Origin of the sequence: Stenotrophomonas forensis, from assembly GCF_028752115.1 — a bacterium.
GTDB classification, from domain to species: Bacteria; Pseudomonadota; Gammaproteobacteria; order Xanthomonadales; family Xanthomonadaceae; genus Stenotrophomonas; species Stenotrophomonas forensis.
Map to the genome: position 1 here is coordinate 703,990 of NZ_CP082270.1, position 23,561 is coordinate 727,550.

Genomic DNA, 23,561 nt, shown 5'->3' on the forward strand with positions numbered 1-23,561 from the left:
GATGAACGACCTGTCCCGCCAGGCAACACGCCTTGAAGCCATCGAAGGCAGCTACGACAAGTGGCTGCTGGGCGCGATCATCGCGCTCACCGGTGTGGGCGTGGTGATGGTGGCGTCCAGCTCGATCGCCTTGATGAGCAGCCCGTTCTACTACCTAAACCGCCACCTGATCTTCCTGGCGGTCGGCATCGTGCTGGCGGTGATTGCCGCGCGCACCGAGCTGAAGTCGATCGAGCAGTACAACCAGATGCTGCTGCTGGGTTGCTTCGTGCTGCTGCTGGCGGTGTTCACGCCGGGCCTGGGCAGCACGGTCAACGGCGCGCGCCGCTGGATCAACCTGGGCATCTCCAAGTTCCAGACGGTCGAGGCGGTGAAGGTGCTGTACATCGTCTGGCTGTCCAGCTACCTGGTGCGCTTCCGCGACGAGGTCAACGCGACCTGGCCGGCGATGCTCAAGCCGCTGGGCGTGGCCGGTGCGCTGGTGGTGCTGCTGCTGCTGCAGCCGGACTTCGGTTCCTCGACCCTGCTGCTGGCGATCACCGCCGGCATGCTGGTGCTGGGCGGGGTCAACATGCCGCGCATGTCGATGCCGGTGATCATCGGCCTGGTCGGCATGAGCGCGCTGGCGATCATCGAGCCGTACCGCATGCGCCGCATCACCTCCTTCCTGGACCCGTGGGCCGACCAGCAGGGTGACGGCTATCAGCTGTCCAACGCGCTGATGGCGGTCGGCCGTGGCGAGTGGACCGGCGTCGGCCTGGGCAATTCGGTGCAGAAGCTGTACTACCTGCCCGAAGCGCACACCGACTTCATCTTCTCGGTCACCGCCGAGGAATTCGGCTTCCTGGGCACCTGCGTGATCGTGGCCCTGTATGCGCTGCTGGTCGGCCGCACCTTCTGGCTGGGCATGCGCTGCGTGGAAATGAAGCGCCACTTCTCCGGCTACATCGCCTTCGGCATCGGCCTGTGGATCAGCATGCAGACCTTCGTCTCGATCGGCGTGAACCTGGGCATCCTGCCGACCAAGGGCCTGACCCTGCCGCTGATCTCCTCCGGCGGTTCGTCGGTGCTGATGACCTGCGTGGCGATGGGCCTGCTGCTGCGCGTGTCCTATGAACTCAAGCGCGCCGAGCGCCGCCAGGCCGTGCGTATCGGTGGCGGCGACGACGCGGCTGCCGAGCCGCAGGATGAGCCGGTCGCGCCGGCAGCAGCCCATGTGCCGATGAGCGCAGAGCCGGTGGCTGCAGCGACGGCGAACGCTGCGCGTGGCACCAGCCGCCTGCAGTCGCGCGTCGAACCGACCTTCGGGAGGCTGTCATGAGCGCAGCCCACGACACTGCACGCCCGGTGATGATCCTGGCCGGCGGTACCGGTGGCCACATCTTCCCCGGCCTGGCCGTGGCCCGCGTGCTGCGCGAGCGTGGCGTGCCGGTCACCTGGATGGGTGCCGACGGTGCGATGGAAACCCGCCTGGTGCCGCAGCACGACATCGCCATCGACACGCTGGCGATCACCGGCCTGCGTGGCAAGGGCAAGCTGGCCCTGCTGGCGGCGCCATGGCGGCTGATGCGCGCGCTGCGCGCGGCCGGCATGATCATCCGCAAGCGCCAGCCGCGTGCGGTGGTGGCCTTCGGTGGCTTCGCCTCCGGCCCCGGCGGCATGGCCACGCGCCTGCACGGCCTGCCGCTGATCGTGCATGAGCAGAACCGCGCACCGGGCCTGACCAACCGCATCCTGTCGCGCTATGCGCGCCGCCTGCTGACCGGCTTCCCCGGCACCTTCGCCAAGCGCGAGGAATTCGTCGGCAACCCGGTGCGTGCGGAAATCGCCGCCATCGCACCGCCGGAACAGCGCTTCGCCGACCGCCACGGTCCGCTGCGCGTGCTGGTGGTCGGCGGCAGCCAGGGCGCACGTGCCCTCAACACCGGTGTACCGCAGGCGATTGCCGCGCTGGGCGCGGACCTGCCGGTGCAGGTACGCCACCAGAGTGGCGAGAAGATGCATGCCGAAGCAATCGAGGCGTATGCCAAGGCCGGCGTGCAGGCTGAAATCACCCCGTTCATCGCCGACATGGCCGACGCGTTCGCCTGGGCCGATCTGGTCGTGTGCCGCGCCGGCGCGTCGACCCTGGCCGAGCTGTGCGCGGTCGGTGTCGGCAGCGTGCTGGTGCCATTCCCCGCCGCCGTCGACGATCACCAGACCCGCAATGCGGAGTACCTGGTCGAGCGCGGCGCGGCGGTTTTGCTGAAGCAGGACGGAACGCTGGCCGACGGCATTGCCGCACTGCTGCGTGATCTGTCCGAAAATCCCGCCCGCCGCATGCAGATGGCGCAAGCCGCGCGTGCCCTGGCCAAGGTCGATGCCGCCGAGCGCATCGCCGATATCATTCTTGAGGAAGCTGTATGAAGAAGGCATGCCACCGCGCCTGCCCTGCGCGAGGCCGCGCATGATCCGTCGCCTGCACGACACCAACGACCTGGTGCGCGCCTTCCCGCGCGTGCATTTCGTCGGCATCGGCGGCACCGGCATGAGCGGTATCGCCGAAGTGATGCTGACGCTGGGCTACGAAGTCTCCGGCTCGGACAATGCCGACAACGGCGCGACCCGCCGCCTGGCCGGCCTGGGTGCGCGCATCATGCGCGGCCACTCGGCGGCCAATGTGCTGGGCACCGACTGCGTGGTGGTGTCCAGCGCCATCCGCGAGGACAACCCGGAACTGATGGAAGCGCGCAGCCAGCGCATTCCGATCATGCCGCGCGCGGCGATGCTGGCCGAGCTGATGCGCTTCCGCCGCGGCATCGCCGTGGCCGGTACCCACGGCAAGACCACCACCACCAGCCTGACCGCTGCGGTGCTGAGCGAAGGCGGCCTGGACCCGACCTTCGTGATCGGTGGCCAGCTGCTGGCCGCCGGTGCCAACGCCAAGCTGGGCGGTGGCCAGTGGCTGGTGGCCGAGGCCGACGAAAGCGATGGCAGCTTCCTGCGCCTGAATCCGCTGATGTCGATCATCACCAACATTGATGCCGATCATCTGGAGAACTACGGCAACGATTTCGCCCGCGTGCAGGCAGCGTTCGCCGAGTTCCTGCAGCGCCTGCCGTTCTACGGCCTGGCGGTGCTGTGCATCGATGACCCGGAAGTGGCCGCACTGGCCGCCAAGACCCCGCGCCACGTGATGAGCTACGGCATGAGCCCGCAGGCCGACGTGCGCGCCGAGAACGTGGTGCAGGAAGGGTCGCGCATGCGCTTCACCCTGCGCCTGCCGCAGGGCACCAGCCAGGAAGTGGTGCTGGCGCTGCCGGGCAGGCACAACGTGCTGAACGCACTGGCCGCCGCGGCAGTGGGCTGGCAGCTGGGCGTGGCCCCGGATGCGATCGCGCGCGCGCTGGAAGGCTTCGCCGGTGTCGGCCGTCGCTTCAACGATCTGGGCGAAGTGACCACCGCCAGCGGTGCGAAGGTGCGCATCATCGACGACTACGGCCATCATCCGAGCGAGCTGGAAGCGGTGTTCGCCGCCGCCCGCGGTGGCTGGGCCGACAAGCGCCTGGTGGTGGCCTTCCAGCCGCACCGTTACAGCCGTACCCGCGACCAGTTCGACAAGTTCGCCGCGGTGCTGTCCAGCGTCGATGCGCTGGTGCTGAGCGAGGTCTACCCGGCCGGCGAAGAGCCGATTGCCGGCGCCGATTCGCATGCGCTGGCGCGCGCCATCCGTGCGCGCGGCCGCAGCGAGCCGGTGGTGGTGGGCAAGGCGGCCGAACTGGCCAGCGTGCTGCCGGACGTACTGCAGGACGGTGACCTGCTGCTGATGATGGGGGCCGGCGACATCGGCGCCGTGGCCAGCCACATCGCCGTGGAAGGGTTCAAGGCGGAGGGCGAGGCGTGAGCACGCTGACCTTCCCGCCGCTGCGCGTGACCGACCCGGCCGTGTTCGGCCGCGTCGCCGTGCTGCTCGGTGGCAGTTCCAGCGAACGCGAGGTGTCGCTGGACTCCGGCCGCAACGTGCTTGAAGCGCTGCAGGCGCGCGGCATCGATGCGTTCGCCGTGGACGGCATCCCGGCGCTGGCCAAGGTGCTGGCCGCCGGCGGTGTCGACCGCGTGTTCAACATCCTGCACGGCCACAACGGTGGCGGTGAGGATGGCATCGTGCAGGGCCTCATGGACGCCTTCGGCGTGCCGTACACCGGCTCGAACGTGCTGGGTTCGGCGCTGAGCATGGACAAGATCCGCACCAAGCAGGTGTGGCTGTCGCTGGGCCTGCCGACCCCGCAGTACAGGAAGGTGGATTCCTCCACGGTGCACGCGCTGGCCGCCGAACTGGGTCTGCCGGTGGTGGTGAAGCCTGCCAATGAAGGCTCCAGCGTGGGCATCAGCCGGGTCACCGACGAGGCCGGCCTGGACGAGGCGGTGGCCCTGGCCGCGCGCTACGACGGCCAGCTGCTGATGGAACAGATGGTGGTCGGCGACGAGCTGACCGTGGCCATCCTCGGCGACGTGGCGCTGCCGTCGATCCGCATCGTGCCCAAGGGCCAGTGGTACGACTACAACGCCAAGTACATCGCCGAGGACACCCAGTACCTGTGCCCGGGCTTGGACGGTGCTGACGAAGACGAGATCCGCCGCATCGCGCTGGCCGCGTTCCGTGCCGCCGGCTGCCGCGGCTGGGGCCGCGTGGACGTGATGCGCGACCGCGCCAGCGGCCGCTTCTTCCTGCTGGAAGTGAACACCGCACCGGGCATGACCAGCCACTCGCTGGTGCCGAAGGCGGCCGCACAGGCCGGCATCGGTTTCGAGGAACTGGTGTGGCGCGTGCTGGAGCAGACCCTGGAGGCCCCGCACGCATGAACGCGGTGCTGCGCATCTTCGTCTGGCTGTTGGCGCTGTCGGTGGTTGCACTGCCGGTGGTGGCCGTGGTCAATGGCTGGGTCGGCGCCGAGCGCTGGCCGCTGGCGAAGCTGCGCGTGCACGGTGAGTTCAAGCGGGTGCCGGCCGAACAGCTGCAGCAGGTGCTGCTGCCGTATGCGCATGCCGGTTTCTTCGCGGTCAAGCTGCAGGACGCGCAGGACGCCCTGGAAAAACTGCCGTGGGTGGAAAGCGCGCAGGTGCGCAAGCAGTGGCCGGATGTGCTGGAAGTGACCCTGGTCGAGCACAAGCCGTTCGCGCGCTGGGGCAACGACCGCCTGGTCTCCGAGCAGGGCAAGTTGTTCCCCACGCCGAAGAAGCTGGCCGACCTGGCGCTGCCCGAACTGGACGGCCCGGACAGCCAGACCGAAGAAGTGATGAAGCTGTACAGCGACTCGCGTGCATTGTTCGCACCGGCCGGCGTCGATGTGCGCCGGGTGACGATGGATGCGCGTGGCAGCTGGTCGCTGGTGCTGAGCAACGGCACCGAAGTGGTGGTCGGCCGTGACGACGCGCGCTCGCGCATGCAGCGCTTCGTCAAGGTGCTGCCGCAGCTCAACCGCCAGGACGCGCCGATCGAGCGCGCCGACCTCCGTTACACCAATGGTTTCACGCTGAGCTGGGGTACCCCGGCCACGCCGGCGAAAACGCCGGCGACCCCGGCCAGCAGGACGCAGGAAAGGACATGAATCGCAAGGGTGACAAATCGCTGATCGTTGGCCTGGACATCGGCACCTCCAAGGTGGTGGCGCTGGTAGGCGAGTATTCGCCGGGCAACCCGATCGAAGTGATCGGCATCGGCTCGCACGAGTCACGCGGGCTCAAGCGCGGCGTGGTGGTGGATATCGAATCGACCGTGCAGTCGATCCAGCGCGCGGTGGAAGAAGCCGAGCTGATGGCCGGCTGCGAGATCCGCTCGGTGTACGCCTCGATCTCCGGCAACCACGTGCAGTGCAAGAACTCGCCCGGCATCGTGCCGATCCGCGACGGCGAAGTGACCTGGGGCGACCTGGATCGCGTGCTGGACGCGGCCAAGGCGGTGGCGATCCCGGCCGACCAGAAGATCCTGCATGCGATTCCGCGCGAGTACGTGCTGGACGATTCGCAGGAAGGCATCCGCAACCCGGTCGGCATGACCGGCGTACGCCTGGAAGTGCACGCCCACCTGGTGGTGTGCGCGCAGTCGGCCGCGGCCAACATCAGCAAGTGCGTGCAGCGCTGCGGCCTGCAGGTGGACGACCTGGTGCTGTCCTCGCTGGCCTCCAGCGTGGCGGTGCTGACTGCCGATGAGCGCGAGCTGGGCGTGGTGCTGGTCGACATGGGCGCCGGTACCACCGACATCGCGGTGTTCGTGCAGGGCGCGATCTGCCACACCGCCTCGCTGCCGATCGCCGGCGACCACGTGACCAACGACATCGCGCACATGCTGCGCACGCCGACCCCGGAAGCCGAGCAGATCAAGGTGCGCTACGCCTGCGCGCTGGCCCAGCTGGCCACCGCCGAGGAAAGCATCCAGGTGCCGTCGGTGGGCGACCGCCCGCCGCGCCGCATGCCGCGCCATTCGCTGGCGCAGGCGGTGCAGGGCCGCTACGAGGAAATCTTCGAGATGGTGCAGGCCGAACTGCGCCGCTCCGGCTTCGAGGAACTGGTGCGCGCCGGCATGGTGCTGACCGGTGGTGCTTCGAAGATGGAAGGCGTGGTCGAGCTGGCCGAGGAAATGCTGCAGATGCCGGTACGCGTGGGCATTCCGCAGCACGTCACCGGGCTTGGCGAAGTGGTCGGCAACCCGGTGCATGCCACCGGCGTAGGCCTGCTGCTGATGGGCAGCCAGATCGAGCATCCGCGGCGTCCGTCGCTGCCGACCGGCCGCGCCGGAAGCATGTTCAAGAAACTCAAGACCTGGTTCCGCGGCGAGTTCTGACGCGGAATCCGCAAGACCGGGCCTCGCCCGGGCGCAACACCCGCAGTACCCGCATCACAACGCAACACCGGCAACACACAACCCACACAGCCGCAACGCCGGCATGCAGCAGGAGGGCAGGACGCCCGAATGCCCATGCCAGCCAAAGCGGATACAACGAGGACACGGACATGGCGCATTTTGAACTGATCGAAAAGATGGCACCCAATGCGGTGATCAAGGTGGTTGGCGTGGGCGGCGGCGGCGGCAATGCCGTGGCGCACATGGTCAACTCGGCAGTGGATGGCGTGGAATTCATCACCGCCAACACCGACTCGCAGGCCATCAAGAATTGCGGTGCCAAGCTGCAGCTGCAGCTGGGTACCAACGTGACCAAGGGCCTGGGCGCAGGCGCGAACCCGGAAGTCGGCCGCCAGGCCGCGCTGGAAGATCGTGAGCGCATCATGGACGCGCTGCAGGGTGCGGACATGGTGTTCATCACCGCCGGCATGGGCGGCGGCACCGGCACCGGCGCTGCGCCGGTGGTGGCCCAGCTGGCCAAGGAAATGGGCATCCTGACCGTGGCCGTGGTCACCAAGCCGTTCCCGTTCGAAGGCCGTCGCCGCATGCAGGTGGCGCTGAAGGGCATCGAGGAACTGAGCCAGCACTGCGACTCGCTGATCACCATCCCCAACGAAAAGCTGATCACCGTGCTGGGCCGCAACGCGACCATGATCCAGGCCTTCCGTGCCGCCAACGACGTGCTGCAGGGCGCCGTGCAGGGCATCGCCGACCTGATCGTGCGTCCGGGCCTGATCAATGTCGACTTCGCCGACGTGCGCACCGTCATGTCCGAAATGGGCCTGGCGATGATGGGTACCGGCACCGCCCGCGGCGATGACCGCGCGCAGGCCGCCGCCGAATCGGCGATCCAGAACCCGCTGCTGGACGACGTGAACCTGGCCGGTGCCAACGGCATCCTGGTCAACATCACCGCCGGCGCCGACTTCACCATGGCCGAGTTCGACGAGATCGGCCGCACCATCGATGGCTTCGCTTCCGAAGACGCCACCGTGGTGGTCGGCACCGTGCTCGATCCGGACATGCAGGACGAAGTGCGCGTGACCGTGGTGGCCACCGGCCTGAACCGCGTCTCGGCCAGCAAGACCCAGCGCCCGGGCGAGCGTGCACCGATCAAGCTGGTGCGCAATGCGACCACCGGCCAGCCGGAGTTCGGCGACTTCGACAACGGCGGCGACGCCGTGTCCAAGGCCGTCGGCGGCATGGGCCTGGGCCTGCGTCGTGCCAGCAGCGATACCGCGGCGGCCTCCACCCCGTCGGCGCCGGCCGCTTCGGCCCCGGCAGCGGCGGAACTGCCGAACGACTACCTGGACATCCCGGCCTTCCTGCGCCGCCAGGCGGACTGAGCGGGGTAGCCCGGGGCTTGTCCTCCCCGGGTTGCGCCACCATGTCCTGAAAACGCGGGCGCCGGGCCAGGATGGGCCCGGCCGCCCTGCTTCACGCCCGTCCTACTGGCGTGCCGGTGTGTCTTGCCGGCCTTTCAGCCAGGGTAGGGGAGCGTGCGTGTTAATCTAATGTGTCACTTCCGGTCCATCCCCCATGATCCAGCAACGCACCCTCAAGAACACGATCCGCGCCACCGGCGTTGGCCTGCACAGCGGTGACAAGGTCTACATGACCCTGCGCCCGGCACCGGTCAACCATGGCATCGTGTTCCGCCGCGTGGACCTGGACCCGGTGGTGGAAGTGCCGGCCAAGGCCGAACTGGTCACCGAAGTGACCCTGTGCACCGGCCTGACCTGCAACGACGCCAAGATCCAGACCGTCGAACACCTGATGTCGGCATTGGCCGGCCTGGGTGTGGACAACATCATCGTCGAACTGTCCTCGGCCGAGCTGCCGATCATGGACGGTTCGGCCGGCCCGTTCGTGTTCCTGCTGCAGTCGGCGGGCATCGTGGAACAGGATGCGCCCAAGCGCTTCATCCGCGTGCTGAAGACCGTGGAAGTGACCGAGGGCGACAAGGTGGCCCGCTTCACCCCGTACGAGGGGTACAAGCTGGGCTTCACCATCCAGTTCGACCACCCGATGATCCCGGCCAAGCAGTCGCGCCAGGAAATCGAGTTCTCGACGCTGGCCTACACCAAGGAAATCTCCCGCGCGCGCACTTTCGGCTTCATGCGCGACCTGGAGTACATGCGCGAGCGCAACCTGGGCCTGGGCGGTTCGATGGACAACGCCATCGTGCTGGACGAGTTCCGCGTGCTCAACGAAGACGGCCTGCGCTACGCCGACGAGTTCGTGCGCCACAAGATCCTCGATGCGATCGGCGACCTCTATCTGGCCGGCGGCCAGGTGCTGGGGGCCTACGAGGGCTTCAAGTCCGGCCACGCGCTCAACAACAAGCTGGTGCGCGCGCTGATGGCCGATGCCACGGCCTGGGAATGGGTCAGCTTCGACTCGCCGGCGACCCCGGATCCGGTGGAATACGCCACTCCGGCCTACGCCTGATTGCCGCAGGTTGTTGAATTGGAAGACAAAAACGCCGCCTGAGAGGGCGGCGTTGTCGTTCGTGGCGGCTGCGGCGCATTCAGCGTGCTTGAGGTGCGTCAAGCGCGGTTCGAGGTCACGGATTTGTGAACCTGTTGGATCGAAAGCCTGAATTTAACGAAGTTTTAACTCCAATCTAACGACAGGCCTCCGGATGGCAGCTAGGATGCGACCCGGCCCCCGAAATGTTTCACGCCGTGGTGACACGTGCGACGGGGAGCGGAGCTGGATGCTCCGTTGTCGTCAGGACCGCTTCTTCGGCTTCGAGGGAACGTCCTGCAGGCACGCCAAGGCGTCGCGTAGCCCTTTGTGCGTGGCGGCTGAAACTGCGTGGGGTCCATTCCGGTTGTCGAGCGCTGGGGAGCGCGTGGGAGTGGGAGACGCAGTCTTGATGGTCACCCTGGTGGCCTTCAGCCCGATGGAACGGGCCGCGTCGAGCAACTGGGCTTCGGCAAGCCGCACCTTGGCATGCCAGACCGGGGACTCGACGAGAAAAACGAGGTGTTCCCCGTCCACATTGGCCAGCCGGCAACGGCTGCGCAGAGGTGGCGGCAACTGGGGGCGCAACTGACGGTCCAGCGCGTCGAGCCACAAGGCACGCCGCAGCGGGTTCCCGCTTTTGTCCGCCATCACCGCATCCAGCGCCGGTTTCGGCACTGACGCGGGGCGAACGCTGGATTTCGGCTCAGACATGAAAACTCACTGATGGCATTCAAAAAGATCGTAATCAAAACGCGTGAAGGACAGGCCAAGGCGTCGCCGATCACGCGTTTGCGGTTCTATTTCGAGGACCGCCCCCGCGCCCTGCTGGGCAGCGTGCTCGGGGTAGGCTGCATTATCGGCCTTGCCGGCGGCATTGGCGCCAGCGCGCTGAATGATTCCCGGCTGCAGGCCAAGGTCGAGCGCCAGGATGCGGAGCTGGCCAAGGTCAAGCGCGATGCGCAGACCCAGGTCAACGCGCTGGCGGCCCGCCTGGGCGAGCTGCAGGCCCAGGCCACCCGCCTCAACGCCCTTGGCGAACGGCTGACCCAGATGGGCAAGCTGGAAGATGGCGAGTTCGACTTCAACGAGACCCCGGGTCTCGGTGACGGCGATGCCGGCGGCCCGACCAGCGACATCCCGGTCAAGGACGTCAACGCCGACTTACAGGTGCTGGAGCAGCGCTTCGCTGCTTCAGGCCGCCAGTTGTCGGTGATGGAATCGCTGATGTTCGATCACCAGCTGCAGCAGAACGCCGTGCCCTCGCGCATGCCGATCCGCAACAGCTACGTGACCTCCGGCTTCGGCACCCGCGCCGACCCGTTCGGCCGCGGTGCCGCCACCCACAAGGGCATGGATTTCCACGCCAGGGTCGGCGACCCGGTGATGGCCGTGGCCGAAGGCGTGGTCAGCTTTGCCGGCGTGAAGGGCGGCTACGGCAACGTGGTCGACGTCGATCACGGCAACGGTTATGTCACCCGCTACGCGCACAATTCGCGCCTGGTGGTGAAGGCCGGTGACCTGGTCCGTGCCGGCCAGGAAGTGGCCAAGGCCGGTTCCACCGGCCGTTCGACCGGTGCCCACGTGCACTTCGAAGTGTGGGAGAACGGCAACGTGGTCAACCCGCGCAAGTTCCTCGGCGACGGCGGCAACACGCCGGTCGGCCGCATCAGCCGCGGCTGATCCCGGGTCGGATCCCTTCCGCGCCGCGGAAGGGCTCTGACCCGATGCGGTTGATCTGGTAGTGCCGGCCGCTGGCCGGCAATTCCTTGAGGGGCCCGAACGAGGTACCCGGCCAGCGGCCGCCACTACCCACGGGGTTGAAACCCCTTGCGGCCGTCCCAAGCTACAATGGGTGTTGCCATCGACAGGGCGCCAGGCGCCCTGTTTCGTTTGCGGCGGACGGATCCCAAGGGGGAGGCCGGGCGTCGTGTCCATCCAACCCGGTTCCTTCAATGATCAACAGCCTGCTTACCCGCGTATTTGGCAGTCGTAACGAACGACAGCTGCGCCAGCTCAACCGCATCGTCGCCAAGATCAATGCGCTGGAGCCGGAGATCGAGAAGCTTTCCGACGAGCAGCTTCAGGCCAAGACGCCGGAGTTCAAGCAGCGCATCGCTGGCGGCGAAGCCCTGGACAAGGTGCTGCCGGAAGCGTTCGCGGTCTGCCGCGAAGCGGGCCGCCGCGTGCTGGGCATGCGCCACTACGACGTGCAGCTGATCGGCGGCATGGTGCTTCACCTGGGCAAGATCGCAGAAATGCGCACCGGTGAAGGCAAGACCCTGGTGGCGACCCTGCCGGTGTACCTCAACGCGCTGGAAGGCAAGGGCGTGCACGTGGTCACCGTGAACGACTACCTGGCCCGCCGCGATGCCGCGCAGATGGGCAAGCTGTACAACTGGCTGGGCCTGAGCGTGGGCGTGGTGTACCCGGGCATGCCGCACAGCGACAAGCGCGAAGCCTATGCCTCGGACATCACCTACGGCACCAACAACGAATTCGGTTTCGACTACCTGCGCGACAACATGGCGCTGTCCAAGGCCGACCGCTACCAGCGCGGCCTGCACTACGCCATCGTCGACGAAGTCGACTCGATCCTGATCGACGAAGCACGTACCCCGCTGATCATCTCCGGCCCGGCCGACGATTCCCCGGAGCTGTACATCCGCGTCAACCGCGTCGTGCCGAACCTGGTCAAGCAGGAAGTGGAAGACGGCGAAGGCGACTTCTGGGTCGACGAGAAGGGCAAGCAGGTGCACCTGTCCGAAGCGGGCATGGAGCACGCCGAGCAGCTGCTGGTCGACGCCGGCATCCTCAATGCCGAGACCGAAGGCCTGTACGCCCCGCAGAACCTGACCGTGGTCCACCACCTCAACGCCGCGCTGCGCGCGCACGCGATCTACCAGCGTGACGTGGACTACATCGTGCGCGATGGCGAAGTGGTCATCGTCGACGAATTCACCGGGCGTACCCTGTCCGGCCGTCGCTGGTCCGATGGCCTGCACCAGGCGGTGGAAGCGAAGGAAGGCGTGCCGGTCCAGCGCGAGAACCAGACGCTGGCCAGCATCACCTTCCAGAACCTGTTCCGCATGTACAAGAAGCTGTCCGGCATGACCGGTACGGCCGATACCGAGGCGTTCGAGTTCCAGAGCATCTATGGCCTGGAAGTGGTGGTGATCCCGACCAACCGCCCGACCATCCGCAAGGACAGCCCGGACCAGGTGTTCCTCAACCGCAAGGGCAAGTTCAACGCGGTGCTGGCCGACATCGAAGAGTGCGCCAAGCGCGGCCAGCCGGTGCTGGTGGGTACCACCTCGATCGAAACCTCGGAAATGCTGTCCGAGCACCTGCGCAAGGCCGGCGTGCAGCACGAAGTGCTCAATGCCAAGCAGCATGACCGCGAAGCGACCATCGTCGCCAACGCCGGTCGTCCGGCGGCGGTGACCATCGCCACCAACATGGCCGGCCGTGGTACCGACATCGTGCTGGGCGGTTCGCTGGAAGCGGAAATCCACGAGCTGGGCGAGGACGCGACCGACGCACAGAAGGCCGCGGTCAAGGCCGAATGGCAGAAGCGCCACGAGGCGGTCAAGGCGGCCGGCGGCCTGCACATCGTCGGCACCGAGCGCCATGAGTCGCGCCGTATCGACAACCAGCTGCGTGGCCGTTCGGGCCGACAGGGTGACCCGGGTTCATCCCGCTTCTACCTGTCGCTGGAAGACAACCTGATGCGCATCTTCGCCTCCGACTGGGTGCAGAAGGCCATGCGCATGATGGGCATGAAGGAAGACGACGTCATCGAGGACCGCCTGGTCAGCCGCCAGATCGAGAAGGCGCAGCGCAAGGTCGAGGCCCACAACTTCGACATCCGCAAGAACCTGCTGGACTTCGACGACGTCAACAACGACCAGCGCAAGGTGATCTACGCCCAGCGCGACGAGCTGCTGGACGCCGAGTCGGTGAAGGCCAACGTCGACGGCATCCGCGACGACGTGATCTTCGACGTGGTGGCCCGCTTCGTGCCGCCGAACTCGATCGACGAGCAGTGGGACCTGCGTGGCCTGGAAGCGACCCTGGAGTCGGACTTCGGCCTGCAGATGTCGCTGACCGACCTGGTCAAGGACCACGAGGAACTGGACGCCGAGGCCATCGCCGCCAAGGTGCAGGAGCGCGTCAACCAGCACTTCGCCGAGAAGGAAGCCGGCGTGGGCGAAGAGACCATGCGCGCGCTGGAGAAGCACGTGATGCTGACCGTGCTGGACCAGAGCTGGAAGGAGCACCTGGCACGCATGGATTACCTGCGCCAGGGCATCTACCTGCGTGGTTATGCGCAGAAGCAGCCGAAGCAGGAGTACAAGAAGGAAGCCTTCGAACTGTTCTCCGACATGCTGGAAAACGTGAAGCGCGAAGTGGTGACCCTGCTGTCGCGCGTGCGCATCCGCAGCGACGAGGAAGTGCAGGCGCTGGAAGCGGCAGAACGCCAGCAGGCCCAGGCACGCCTGAGCCAGTCGCAGTTCCAGCACCAGGACGCGGGCGGCTACAGCGCCGACGAGGAAGCGGCGCAGGTGGAGGCCGAACGCCAGGGCGTCGCGCAGCTGCAGCGCGATGAACCGAAGATCGGCCGCAACGACCCGTGCCCCTGCGGCAGTGGCAAGAAGTACAAGCACTGCCACGGCCAGCTGAGCTGACCTCCGGAGAGCCCCGCGAAAGCGGGGCTTTTCATTTCCGGCAGGTGATCCAGGGTGGATCCGCGATTGCGCCGGTCCCCCTGTTCTGGGCATGCTCTGCGCATGGCTCCTCCCACCCGATCGATCCACGTCGTGGCCGCCGTCATCACCGACGCCCGTGGCCGCGTGCTGCTCAACCGTCGTACCGAGAACCGCGACATGGCCGGCCTGTGGGAATTCCCCGGCGGCAAGCGCGAATCCGGCGAGACCTCCGAACAGGCGCTGGTACGCGAGCTGCGCGAGGAACTGGGCATCGAGGCCGATGTCGGTGAGTGGCTGATGGATGTTCCGCAGCGCTATCCGGACAAGCACCTGACCCTGGAAGTGCGCCATGTGCGCAGCTGGAAGGGCACGCCACGCGGGCGCGAAGGCCAGGCGATCACCTGGGTGGCGCCGGACAAGCTGGGCCGCTATTCGATGCCGCCGGCCGACCTGCCGGTGGTGGCGGCCCTGCGCCAGCCCGACAGCTACCTGATCACCCCGGCCCCGGCCGACGATGCCGACAGCGTGCAGCAGTGGCATGAGCAGCTGCAGCGCGCGGTGGCGGCGGGCCAGCAGCGCATCCAGCTGCGCCTGCCACCGGCGCACCCGCAGCGGCAGGCAATGGTCGAGCAAGTGGTGCGTGCACATCGTCGCAGCGGTGTGCAGTGGCTGCTCAACCGCGATATCGAGCTGGCACGCGCGTTGAGCGTGGGCGTGCATCTGGGCAGCGAACAGCTGCAGCAGCTGTCGCAGCGCCCGTTGCCCGAGGGGCAGCTGGTGGCGGCGTCCTGCCACGACCTGCAGCAGTTGCAGGCGGCACAACAGCTGGGCTGCGACTTCGCGGTGCTGGGCCCGGTGCAGGCCACTGCCAGCCACCCCGACGCCGCACCGCTGGGTTGGGATGCTTTCGCCGAGCTGCGTGCGCAGGTGTCACTGCCGATCTATGCGCTGGGGGGCATGGGCAGCGGCCACATCACCGAAGCGCGCCGCCATGGCGGGCAGGGCATTGCCGCCATCCGCGGGCTGTGGCCGGCGTGATGCGAGCAGGGTCGGTTTCCCGCAACGTGCGGCGCTGACCCCTCACCGGATGCAGTAGATCCACGCCATGCGTGGATGACCCCCTGCGATCACAACGTGATCCAGAAACACCCGTACTGCCGCCGCAATCCCAGCACGGTGGAGGCACGTGCAACGCTGCCCGGGAACGTCTGCTCCAGGCGCAGGCCGACCGGATGCCGCGCGGCAGCCGGTTCGGGCTCGGAGCCTGGCACCGGATCACCCTGCTCCAGCGCCTGCGAGGTGTCCTGTTCCTGCCGCGGATACACCGGCACAACGTCCACCAGCGGCCGCCGCGCCAATGATTCCAGCTGGCCGAGGATGCGCTGCGCGCCGGCGTCGGAGACCGCGCCCCACAGGTACAGCGAGGACAGCCGGTTCACGTCGTTGCTGAGGATGCCGGTACGCAGCGCTTCCACCAGCTCGCTCAGCCGCCGTGGGCAGCGTGCACCCAGGGTGTCGCGCTGCAGGGTGCTGCCGGTGGGCGCAGGCGGCGGCAGCCGTGACTGTGCACCCAGGCTGTCGCAGGGGCGGTCGGTATACACGCTCTGGCCCTGTGCATCGGTGCAGCGGTTCAGGCGCGTGGATTGCGCGTGGGCGACGCTGGTGGCAGACCACAGCGGCAGCAGCAACAGCAGGAAGGAGAGCCGGATCATCCGCGCAGGGTAACGCCGTTCCGCTACGCGCGGCGTGCTTTCACAGCTGCAGCAGTTTCAGCACCGACGTGGTCGGCTTGGCCAGGTTCAAGGTGTAGAAGTGCAGGCCGGGTGCGCCGCCCTCGATCAGGCGCTGGCACAGCTTGGCCACCACTTCGGTGCCGAATGCACGCACCGAATCCACGTCATCGCCATAGGCCTGCATCCTGCGGCTGATCCAGCGTGGGATCTCCGCGCCGCACTGCTCGGAAAAGCGGCGCAGCTGGCTGAAGTTGGCGATCGGCATGATGCCGGGGGTGATCGGTACCTGCACGCCGAGCCGCTGCACCGCGTCGACGAAATGGAAGTACGCATCCGGATTGTAGAAATACTGGGTGATCGCCGCATCGGCACCGGCATCGATCTTGGCCTTGAAGTGCTTCAGGTCGGTCAATGCATCGGAGGCCTGCGGATGGGTTTCCGGGTAGGCGCCGACCTCGATGCGGAAGGCGTCGCCGTGCTCGGCGCGGATGAAGGCGATCAGTTCGGCGGCATAGCGCATGTCGCCGGGGAAACCCATGCCGGAGGGCAGGTCGCCGCGCAACGCGACCAGGCGGTCGCAGCCGATGGCGCGGTACAGCTTGAGCAGTTCGCGGATTTCCTGGCAGGTGCCGCCAACGCAGGACAGGTGGGGGGCTGCTTCGAAGCCATGGTGCTGGTTGAGGTGGCGCACGGTTTCGGAGGTGTAGCTCAGGGTCGATCCACCGGCGCCGAAGGTGCATGACACGTATTCGGGCCCGTAGTCCTTCAGCTTGTCCGCGGCGCGGTCGAGCTGGCTGCGCTGTTCGTCGGTCTTGGGTGGATAGAACTCGAAGCTGATGGCGGTCATGGCGCGGGCGGCGGCGGCAGGTGCGGGTAAGTATATCGCTTCATCAAGATGGATGTGTACGTGCGATGTGATGGGCACCGTCCCCCGCCGGCGACCGTTCGCCCGGGTGTCCGGCCGTTGCTCCGGATTCGCAACAGGGGCGCTGTGGCTGGCGGCACGCTGAGCCCAACCCGGCAACACCCACCCGATGAAGGAGCAGACGATGAAGATCTTCCTGGCACTCTGGTACGCGATGAAGGCGCTGGCACGGCTGGCGATGATCGGCATGGCGATGGCCGTGCTGGGTTCCGGATCGGCGCATGCGGCCCCAACCCGCGGCCCGGCCCCCGGCAAGGTGCAGGTCGAGGTGGTCGGCAAGGGCCGCCCGCTGTTGATGATCCCCGGCCTGAACAGCAGCGCCGAGGTCTGGCGCGAGACCTGCCTGGCCTTGAAGGATGTGCAATGCCATCTGGTGCAGCTGCCGGGATTTGCCGGCGCCGCACCGGCCGATCCGCGCCCGGCCGGGTTCCTGCCGGCGATGCGCGCGCAGCTGCTGGCCTACCTGCATGACCAGCATCTGGGGCCGGTAGTGGTGGTTGGCCACAGTCTCGGCGGCCTGCTGGGCCTGCAGATGGCGCAGGCCGAGCCGAAGGCGGTCAGCGCGCTGGTGGTGGTGGACGCGCTGCCGTTCCTGCCGGCGGCACGCGACCCGAATGCCACCGCGGACAGCGTGCGGCCGATGGCCGAGCAGCTGCGCAAGGGCATGCTCGCCGCCGACGCCGCGCAATGGCAGGCGCAGCTGAAGGCCGGCCTGCCGGGCATGACCCGTGACCCGCAGCGGCAGGCCGAACTGGGCCGCTGGGGCGAAAGCAGTGACCGCCAGACCACGGCCGATGCGATGCACGCGGTGATGACCACCGACCTGCGTGACAGCATCGCCTCGATCAGCGCGCCGACACTGGTGCTGGGCAGCTGGGCCGGCTACCAGCCGATGGGAGGCACCGAAGCGAGCACCCGGGCGGTGTTCCAGGCCCAGTACGCGACGCTGCACGATGTGCAGATCGCGATGAGCGCGCAGGGTTTCCACTTCCTGATGTGGGATGATCCGAGCTGGCTGCGCGGGCAGGTGCAGGCCTTCCTCGACCGTCACCCCTGAGTTTCAACACGCCTCGGAATGGACATGCCGGACTCCTCTTCGTCGGTACGCTTCTGGCTGCTCAATGCGCTGGTGTGGGCACTCTACGCGGTCGCCGGCCTCGGGCTGCGGCATGCCTATCTGGCCGACGCCGGAAGCGCGGGCGTGCTGATCACGGTCGGCCTGGCGGTCAGCCTGTTCGGCTGCAGCGGTGGCATTCGTGCGCTGGCCCTGCGCGCCGGCTGGTGGTCGCGCGGTACGGCCGGGCTGTTGTTGCGGCTGGCCGTGTCGGTGGCGCTCGGCGCGGCGCTGGCGCAGGCACTGGTGAACATGGCCTTGCACACGGCACTGGCTCTGGGATGGGTGGATGCCGGCCGCCAGGTGGCCGACTTCAGCCCCAAGGCACTGCTGCTCTACTGGTACACCACGGCGGTGATGCTGGCGCTGTGGACCGCGCTCTGGGCAGGCCTGCACAGCCTGCGCCGGATACGGGGTGCGGAGCTGGCCCGGCTGCGCGCGGAAGCCGAACGCAGCGCGCTGGAGCGCGATGCACTGCGCGCGCGGCTCAATCCGCATTTCATGTTCAATGCGCTGAACAACCTGCGTGCGTTGATCCTGGAAGATCCCGAGCGCGCGCGCGACATGGTCACCCGCCTGTCGCGCACCCTGCGCCAGGCGCTGGCACACAACCGCAGCGAGCAGGTCACGCTGGCCGAGGAACTGGCGGTGGTCGATGACTACCTGGCCATCGAGGCGATCCACTTCGAACAGCGCCTGCAGGTGCGGCAGCAGATTGATGCCGATGCCACGCAGGCACAGTTGCCGGCGATGGCGCTGCAGCTGCTGGTGGAAAACGCGATCAAGCACGGCATCGCCAGCCGCCCCGGCGGTGGCGAAGTGCAGATCCGTGCCACGTTGGACAACGATGTGCTGCGCCTGCAGGTGGACAATCCATTGGGCAGCGCGATCGAACCCACTCACGGGCATGGTGTCGGCCTGGCCTATCTGCGTGCGCAGCTCGGTACGCAAGGTCGTTTCACCCTGCAGCCGGTCGGCGAGCGCATGCAGGCCCTGCTGGAGATTCCGCAATGAGTGGCGTGCTGCGTGTGTTGATCGTTGATGATGCACGGCTGGCGCGGCAGGAGCTGCGCACGCTGTTGTCGGCGTTGCCCTGGGTGCAGTGCGTGGGCGAGGCCGACGATGTGCCCGCTGCGCGCGAGGCGATTGCAACGCTGGCACCAGACCTGGTGCTGTTGGATGTGCAGATGCCCTCCGGCAGTGGCTTCGACGTGCTGGAGGGGCTGGAATCCGTGCCGGCGGTGGTGTTCGTCACGGCCTTCGACGGCTATGCGGTACGTGCCTTCCAGGCCAATGCGCTGGACTATCTGGTCAAGCCGGTGGAGGCGCCGCGGCTGTTGGAAGCGCTGCAGCGGGCGCGCCAGCGCGAGGTGGAGACGACTGAAGCGCCCGCGCTGCGTGGCACGCTGGGCGCGCATGACCAGGTGTTCGTGCGCGAGGGCGAGCGCTGCTGGTTCGTGGCGGTCTCCGAGATCCGGCGGCTGGTGGTGGACGGCAACTACACGCGGCTGTGGTTCCGCGACCAGAACGCGCTGCTGACCCGCAGCCTGAGCGCATTGGAAGCACGCCTGCCGCAGGAGCTGTTCTTCCGCGCCAACCGCAACACGCTGGTCAATCTGCGCCGTATCCGCGCGGTGACGCCGAGCATCGGCGATGGCTACGACCTGGCGCTGGACGACGGCAGCGAAGTGGAAGTATCTCGGCGGCAGGCACGCGAGCTGCGCGAGCGGATGGCGTTGTAGCCGCCGCTACAGTTCGGCACTGACCGGGCTGGTGGCGAAGCCCCACAGCAGGCGCGCCATCACCGCGGGCGATCGTGCCTGCGCACGGGCGTAGGCCAGCAGGGCATCCAGTCGCGGGCGGTCGTAGAGGTGGCCGGCCAGCAGCACGGCGTGCACACGGCGGGTGTTGGCGGTGTCGTGCAGCGGGTTGCCATCGAGCAGGACCAGGTCGGCGGCCTTGCCGACCTCGATGCTGCCGTGCGATGCCTGCAGCTCCAGATGACGCGCGGCCTGCAGCGTGGCGGCACGCAGTACGTCGGCCTGGCTCAGTCCCGCCCGTCGCAGCCACTGCAGTTCATCGTGGTAGCGGAAACCGCCCAGCCCGGTATCGGTGCCGACCAGCACGGTGACGCCCGCACGATGCGCGGCACCGGTCAGCGCCAGTCCATGCGCGAAGTAGGCTTTCAGCACGTCTTCGCCGCGCAGGCCTGGGTAGTGCTCCACCGTGGCCTGCAGATCGTCGCGCCACGCCCAGCGGGAGAGTGGATCCAGATAGGCCAGGCGCGGATCGTTGATGAAGGCCGGATCGCGTGCGCGCGCGTCTTCCTCGCGGGTGACGTGGGTCGGCACGAATGCTGCAGCGCTGGCCTGCATCAATCCGAACGCTTCGCTGCAGAGGGCCGGCTGGTAGCCGCTGACCATCCGTTCGGCCAGCGCGGTCGGGTCTTCGCCGTCGAGCGTGCCACCGCGCCACGCCGCCGCGTTGTCGAAGCAGTGGCGTACGAACAGATGGGCGTGCTCGAAGCTGCGCTGGCCGGCCTGCAATGCGCTTTCCAGTAGCACGGCCTTGGGCAGGTGGCCGACCAGCGGGCGACGCAGCTGCTGCGCCTCGGTGGCCAGCCGCTGGTAGGTATCGGCACGCAGCCGGTTGTAGACCTTCAACGCGTCGACACCACGCGCGCTGTACGTGCGGGCACGCTCAGCGGCGGCTTCCGGCGCGAGTAACGGATCTTCGAAGTAGAAGCTGGCGACCTGCACGAAACGCGGCGCAACCTGCTGCCCGGCGATGGCCTGTGTGGTCCAGTGGCGCTTGTCGGCCACGCAGGCGATCAGCGGATCGGTGGCCTGCGGGCAGTCCATCATGTCGCGGGTACCGGTGATGCCGTTGGCCAGCATCAGCGGGAACTGTAGTTGCGGCGACAACTGCAGTGCATGGGTGTGCATGTCCCAGAAGCCCGGCAGCAGCCAGCGGCCACCGGCGTCGAAGACCGGCAACGCTGCATCGGCAACGCTTTCGCCGATGGCGGTGATCGTGCCGTTGTGCAGCGTCACCGTGGTCGGTTCGCTGACCTGGCCGCGCACGACGTCTACCACACGGGCATTGACGATCAGGCGGCTGTTGCCAGGCTCGGGCAGCGGCGGTGCCGGCAGCGGCCAGAACAGGGCGGCGGCGAACAGCAACGGCGGCGCCAGCAGGAATGCGGCCAGCACCTTCAGCCAGCGACGACGGGGGGCGGAACGGGGCAATACGCGTGCTGCTTCCATGAGCCTGCGATCCTTGCGGTGGGTCCTGCGCAGGGTGCGGCAAACCTGCATCGGATGCCAGTGAGCATCGGCATCCGCCCCTGCCGCCTGCAGGGCGGTTACCCTGTGCGGCAGAACTCCTGATCACATCGCGCCATGTCCATCGTCCTCACCGAATTTGCCCGTCCCCGCCTGTTCCCGCGTGTGCCGCGCGGCAACACCATCCAGGATTGCACCGCCGAGCAGTTCGAGGCGCACCTCAATGCGCACGCACCGCTGAAGGTGCTCGACGGTTATGCGCCGTTCTGCAAGCTGTTTGTCTACGAGAACTGGACCAGCACGCGTTGCCTGACGGTGCCGGTGACCGAGGCCAACCGCCACCAGCTGCGCAGCGGCTACGAAGCGCGCAACCGTGATGAGCTGCCGGTGCTGGTGCGTTGGTTCGAAGGCGTGGAGTCGCCGCGCGCGAACTATCTGGTAGTGATCCTGTACAGCGCCGAGCAGCTGGCCAAGGAAGGTTCGCCGATCGAGGCCGACTGGGGCATCGTCGGCTGCATCTACACCGCCGAGCCGGAAGAGGTGCCGATGGCGCCGATCACCATGATGCGCAATGCGCTGGGCGTGGAGGAGGGCGGTTCCGGCGTGCCGCTGGACCGGGAGGCCTACCAGCGCTCGGTGGCGTTCTGGGAGAGCAACGCCAACTGGCGGCCGTAGCCGTCGCGGGTCAGATCCTCGAACCGCGGGGCGCTGACCCGATCACCCGCTGCCATGCGCCAGGTATGATCGGGCCAGACGAACGCACGGAGGGCGGGGCATGCGGAGCTGGGCAGGGATGATTCCAATGGTGCTGGCGGGCCTGCTGCCCGCCACAGCAGCTCTGGCGGAAGGACCGGCGGCGGAGACGGCGTGCTCGCCGTTGGCGGCCGTTCCCGCGCTGCGCGATGCGGGGGTGACCGCGTTGTCGATGCAGCCCAAGGATGCGCGTTGCGTGGTGGAGGTGACGGCCGCCAACGGCAAGGCGCTGCGTCGGCAGCAGCAGATGCTGGAGGTGCTCGCGCGGCATGCCTGCGCGACGCCTTCGGAAGTGAGCGTGGATGACGCACGTCTATCCCTGCAGTTGCGCCTGCCCAAGCATTGTGCGGCGCGCAGCAGCCGGGACCTGTTCGCGGGCGAGGGGATTGCGTGGAAGCCGGCGCGTGGTGTGTCGCCGCGTTATCCGCCGGAAGCCATGCAGCAGGGGCTGTCCGGGCGCAGCCTGCTGAAGGCCTTGATTGATGCGCACGGGGCGGTTGTCGCCGTGATCGTGGAGACATCCAGTGGCCATGCGCTGCTGGATGAAGCAGCGGTGGATGACCTGCGTGGCTGGCCTTTCGTCCGTGCCGAAGCGGAGAGCACCGTGCCGGAGTTGACCATCGCGCGTGTGCCGATGCGGTACGAGCTGGTGGAGTGACCGCCATCCACGCATGGCGTGGATCTACTGGGCTGCGTCGCTGTCAGATGGCTTTCCACTCCCACCAGGGGTAATGGTATTCGCGGTGGATCGCCTGCCAGTGCTGGCCGCACTGCACGCAGGCAACGGTGTGGCAGTCGCCCCATCCATCCTCGGCGTCCTGCACCGAGAGCAGCTGCATCTGCCCCTGTTCAAGCAGGCGGCGCGGATCGAAGAACGGGTAGCCGGGATTGAGCGCGCACAGGCAGCCCTGGCGTGCCTGCCAGTAGCGCAGCCGCTGCAGGGCCGCCTTCAGGTGCGCCTGGTTGCTGATCAGCATGCCGCCCAGTGCGATGCCCTGGCAGCATTTTTCAATCAGGTCCGTGTGCACCGCCAGCGCCTCCAGCGACGACGCGCTGAACAGCCGTGCGACCGTGCGTGCCGCGTCGGTGATGCGTGCACCGTCGCGTGACAGCAGGTCCTGCAGCAGTACATCGGCCTGTGGATCTTCAAGCCGGGGTGATGGTGCGGCGGACCACGGCCAGCGCATCAGCGTGCCTTGCCGATCGCCGCGTAGTGGCCGGCGGTCAGGCGCAGCAGGTCGCCGGGCGCCAGTTCCACTTCCAGGCCACGCCGCCCGGCGCTGACATGCAGCATGGGCAGCACTTCGGCGCTGGCATCCAGGAAGGTGCGCAGGCGCTTCTTCTGCCCGAGCGGGCTGATGCCACCGACCAGGTAGCCGGTCGCGCGCTGTGCGGAATCGGCGGCGGCCATCTCGCACCTCTTGCAGCCGGCCGCTTCGGCCAGCGCCTTCAGGTCCAGCTGGCCGGCCACGGGCACGATTGCTACCAGCAGTTCGTGGGTTTCAGTGCTGGCCAGCAGGGTCTTGAACACCTGGGCCGGGTCGAGGCCGAGCTTGTCGACGGCTTCGCCGCCATACGATTCGGCGTGGGCGTCGTGCACATAGCTGCGCACGGTGTGGGCGATCTTCTCGCGCTTGAGCAGGTTGATGGCCGGGGTCATGGAGGCATCGTAGCGCGGGGCGGAGGCGTTGCCT

General features: G+C 67.6%; 21 protein-coding genes and 1 pseudogene. 16 read left to right on the plus strand and 6 right to left on the minus strand.

Features of this window, described 5'->3' with window-relative positions; all coding sequences use genetic code 11:
• Position 1: 1 nt before the first annotated feature.
• The 8 genes and pseudogenes from ftsW to lpxC all read left to right on the plus strand — a co-directional run bounded on the left by ftsW (position 2) and on the right by lpxC (position 9,331).
• Positions 2–1,321, plus strand: coding sequence for a putative lipid II flippase FtsW (gene ftsW, locus K5L94_RS03190; RefSeq protein WP_053448799.1), 1,320 nt, complete (start codon positions 2–4; stop codon positions 1,319–1,321).
• Positions 1,318–2,406 carry an undecaprenyldiphospho-muramoylpentapeptide beta-N-acetylglucosaminyltransferase gene (gene murG / locus K5L94_RS03195; protein ID WP_274511995.1) on the plus strand — a complete coding sequence of 363 codons (1,089 nt, stop codon included), beginning with the start codon at positions 1,318–1,320 and terminating at the stop codon, positions 2,404–2,406. Before ftsW ends, murG begins: the two co-directional genes overlap by 4 nt.
• A 40-nt stretch (positions 2,407–2,446) precedes the next feature.
• Positions 2,447–3,883, plus strand: a complete 1,437-nt coding sequence (gene murC, locus K5L94_RS03200) for a UDP-N-acetylmuramate--L-alanine ligase (protein WP_053510455.1) — start codon at positions 2,447–2,449, stop codon at positions 3,881–3,883.
• Entirely contained in the window at positions 3,880–4,842 is a 963-nt protein-coding gene (locus K5L94_RS03205; protein ID WP_180879018.1) for a D-alanine--D-alanine ligase, read from the plus strand. The genes murC and K5L94_RS03205 overlap by 4 nt, the downstream gene beginning before the upstream one ends.
• Positions 4,839–5,516 (plus strand): annotated as a pseudogene (locus K5L94_RS03210) (cell division protein FtsQ/DivIB); the annotation flags it as partial. The gene K5L94_RS03205 and the pseudogene K5L94_RS03210, both read left to right, overlap by 4 nt.
• Positions 5,517–5,584: 68 nt before the next feature.
• Positions 5,585–6,820 (plus strand): cell division protein FtsA, encoded by a 1,236-nt coding sequence (gene ftsA, locus K5L94_RS03215; protein WP_005408083.1) that lies wholly within the window; start codon positions 5,585–5,587, stop codon positions 6,818–6,820.
• 170 nt (positions 6,821–6,990) lie between these two features.
• The gene (gene ftsZ / locus K5L94_RS03220; protein ID WP_040008912.1) at positions 6,991–8,226 is read left to right on the plus strand and encodes a cell division protein FtsZ; all 1,236 of its coding nucleotides are present in this window, start codon (positions 6,991–6,993) and stop codon (positions 8,224–8,226) included.
• A 193-nt stretch (positions 8,227–8,419) separates the two neighbouring features.
• Entirely contained in the window at positions 8,420–9,331 is a 912-nt protein-coding gene (gene lpxC, locus K5L94_RS03225; protein WP_004143722.1) for a UDP-3-O-acyl-N-acetylglucosamine deacetylase, read from the plus strand.
• 282 nt (positions 9,332–9,613) lie between these two features.
• On the opposite strand, the gene K5L94_RS03230 is transcribed toward lpxC, so the two are convergent.
• On the minus strand, positions 9,614–10,063 hold the full coding sequence (locus K5L94_RS03230) for a DciA family protein (protein WP_004154229.1): 450 nt from the start codon (positions 10,061–10,063) through the stop codon (positions 9,614–9,616).
• 12 nt (positions 10,064–10,075) lie between these two features.
• On the opposite strand from K5L94_RS03230, the gene K5L94_RS03235 reads away from it, so the two are divergent.
• The 3 genes from K5L94_RS03235 (at position 10,076) to K5L94_RS03245 (ending at position 15,096) form a co-directional block, all read left to right on the plus strand.
• Positions 10,076–11,032, plus strand: coding sequence for a M23 family metallopeptidase (locus K5L94_RS03235; protein ID WP_004154230.1), 957 nt, complete (start codon positions 10,076–10,078; stop codon positions 11,030–11,032).
• A gap of 272 nt (positions 11,033–11,304) precedes the next feature.
• Positions 11,305–14,037: a preprotein translocase subunit SecA gene (gene secA, locus K5L94_RS03240; RefSeq protein WP_053448803.1), complete on the plus strand. Its 2,733-nt coding sequence runs from the start codon at positions 11,305–11,307 to the stop codon at positions 14,035–14,037.
• Positions 14,038–14,139: 102 nt separating this feature from the next.
• The gene (locus K5L94_RS03245) at positions 14,140–15,096 is read left to right on the plus strand and encodes a Nudix family hydrolase (protein WP_274511996.1); all 957 of its coding nucleotides are present in this window, start codon (positions 14,140–14,142) and stop codon (positions 15,094–15,096) included.
• An 89-nt stretch (positions 15,097–15,185) separates the two neighbouring features.
• Here the strand turns inward: K5L94_RS03245 and K5L94_RS03250 are convergent, their stop codons facing one another.
• Together K5L94_RS03250 and metF are read right to left on the minus strand one after the other, a co-directional pair.
• Positions 15,186–15,770 (minus strand): DUF4124 domain-containing protein, encoded by a 585-nt coding sequence (locus K5L94_RS03250; protein ID WP_274511997.1) that lies wholly within the window; start codon positions 15,768–15,770, stop codon positions 15,186–15,188.
• Positions 15,771–15,810: 40 nt separating this feature from the next.
• Entirely contained in the window at positions 15,811–16,638 is an 828-nt protein-coding gene (metF, locus tag K5L94_RS03255; RefSeq protein WP_274511998.1) for a methylenetetrahydrofolate reductase [NAD(P)H], read from the minus strand.
• A gap of 202 nt (positions 16,639–16,840) precedes the next feature.
• Here metF and K5L94_RS03260 point away from each other — a divergent pair, with 202 nt between their 5' ends.
• Genes K5L94_RS03260 through K5L94_RS03270 form a run of 3 tightly spaced genes read left to right on the plus strand, consistent with a single transcriptional unit; the run spans position 16,841 to position 19,572 of the window.
• Positions 16,841–17,773, plus strand: a complete 933-nt coding sequence (locus K5L94_RS03260; RefSeq protein ID WP_053448807.1) for an alpha/beta fold hydrolase — start codon at positions 16,841–16,843, stop codon at positions 17,771–17,773.
• Positions 17,774–17,797: 24 nt separating this feature from the next.
• Positions 17,798–18,844: a sensor histidine kinase gene (locus K5L94_RS03265; protein ID WP_053451242.1), complete on the plus strand. Its 1,047-nt coding sequence runs from the start codon at positions 17,798–17,800 to the stop codon at positions 18,842–18,844.
• A complete protein-coding gene (locus tag K5L94_RS03270; RefSeq protein ID WP_053448808.1) occupies positions 18,841–19,572 on the plus strand; it encodes a LytR/AlgR family response regulator transcription factor in 732 nt (243 codons plus the stop codon). Before K5L94_RS03265 ends, K5L94_RS03270 begins: the two co-directional genes overlap by 4 nt.
• A gap of 6 nt (positions 19,573–19,578) precedes the next feature.
• Here K5L94_RS03270 and K5L94_RS03275 read toward each other — a convergent pair whose 3' ends face one another.
• Entirely contained in the window at positions 19,579–21,096 is a 1,518-nt protein-coding gene (locus K5L94_RS03275) for an amidohydrolase family protein (protein WP_274511999.1), read from the minus strand.
• Between the two features lie 135 nt (positions 21,097–21,231).
• Between K5L94_RS03275 and K5L94_RS03280 the strand changes: the two genes are divergently transcribed.
• On the plus strand, positions 21,232–21,789 hold the full coding sequence (locus K5L94_RS03280) for a DUF3228 family protein (RefSeq protein ID WP_053448810.1): 558 nt from the start codon (positions 21,232–21,234) through the stop codon (positions 21,787–21,789).
• 127 nt (positions 21,790–21,916) lie between these two features.
• Positions 21,917–22,525: an energy transducer TonB gene (locus K5L94_RS03285; RefSeq protein ID WP_274512000.1), complete on the plus strand. Its 609-nt coding sequence runs from the start codon at positions 21,917–21,919 to the stop codon at positions 22,523–22,525.
• A 43-nt stretch (positions 22,526–22,568) separates the two neighbouring features.
• Here K5L94_RS03285 and K5L94_RS03290 read toward each other — a convergent pair whose 3' ends face one another.
• Together K5L94_RS03290 and ybaK are read right to left on the minus strand one after the other, a co-directional pair.
• Positions 22,569–23,054, minus strand: a complete 486-nt coding sequence (locus K5L94_RS03290) for a hypothetical protein (RefSeq protein ID WP_274512001.1) — start codon at positions 23,052–23,054, stop codon at positions 22,569–22,571.
• Positions 23,054–23,527: a Cys-tRNA(Pro) deacylase gene (ybaK, locus tag K5L94_RS03295; RefSeq protein WP_274512002.1), complete on the minus strand. Its 474-nt coding sequence runs from the start codon at positions 23,525–23,527 to the stop codon at positions 23,054–23,056. Before ybaK ends, K5L94_RS03290 begins: the two co-directional genes overlap by 1 nt.
• Between the last annotated feature and the right edge of the window lie 34 nt (positions 23,528–23,561).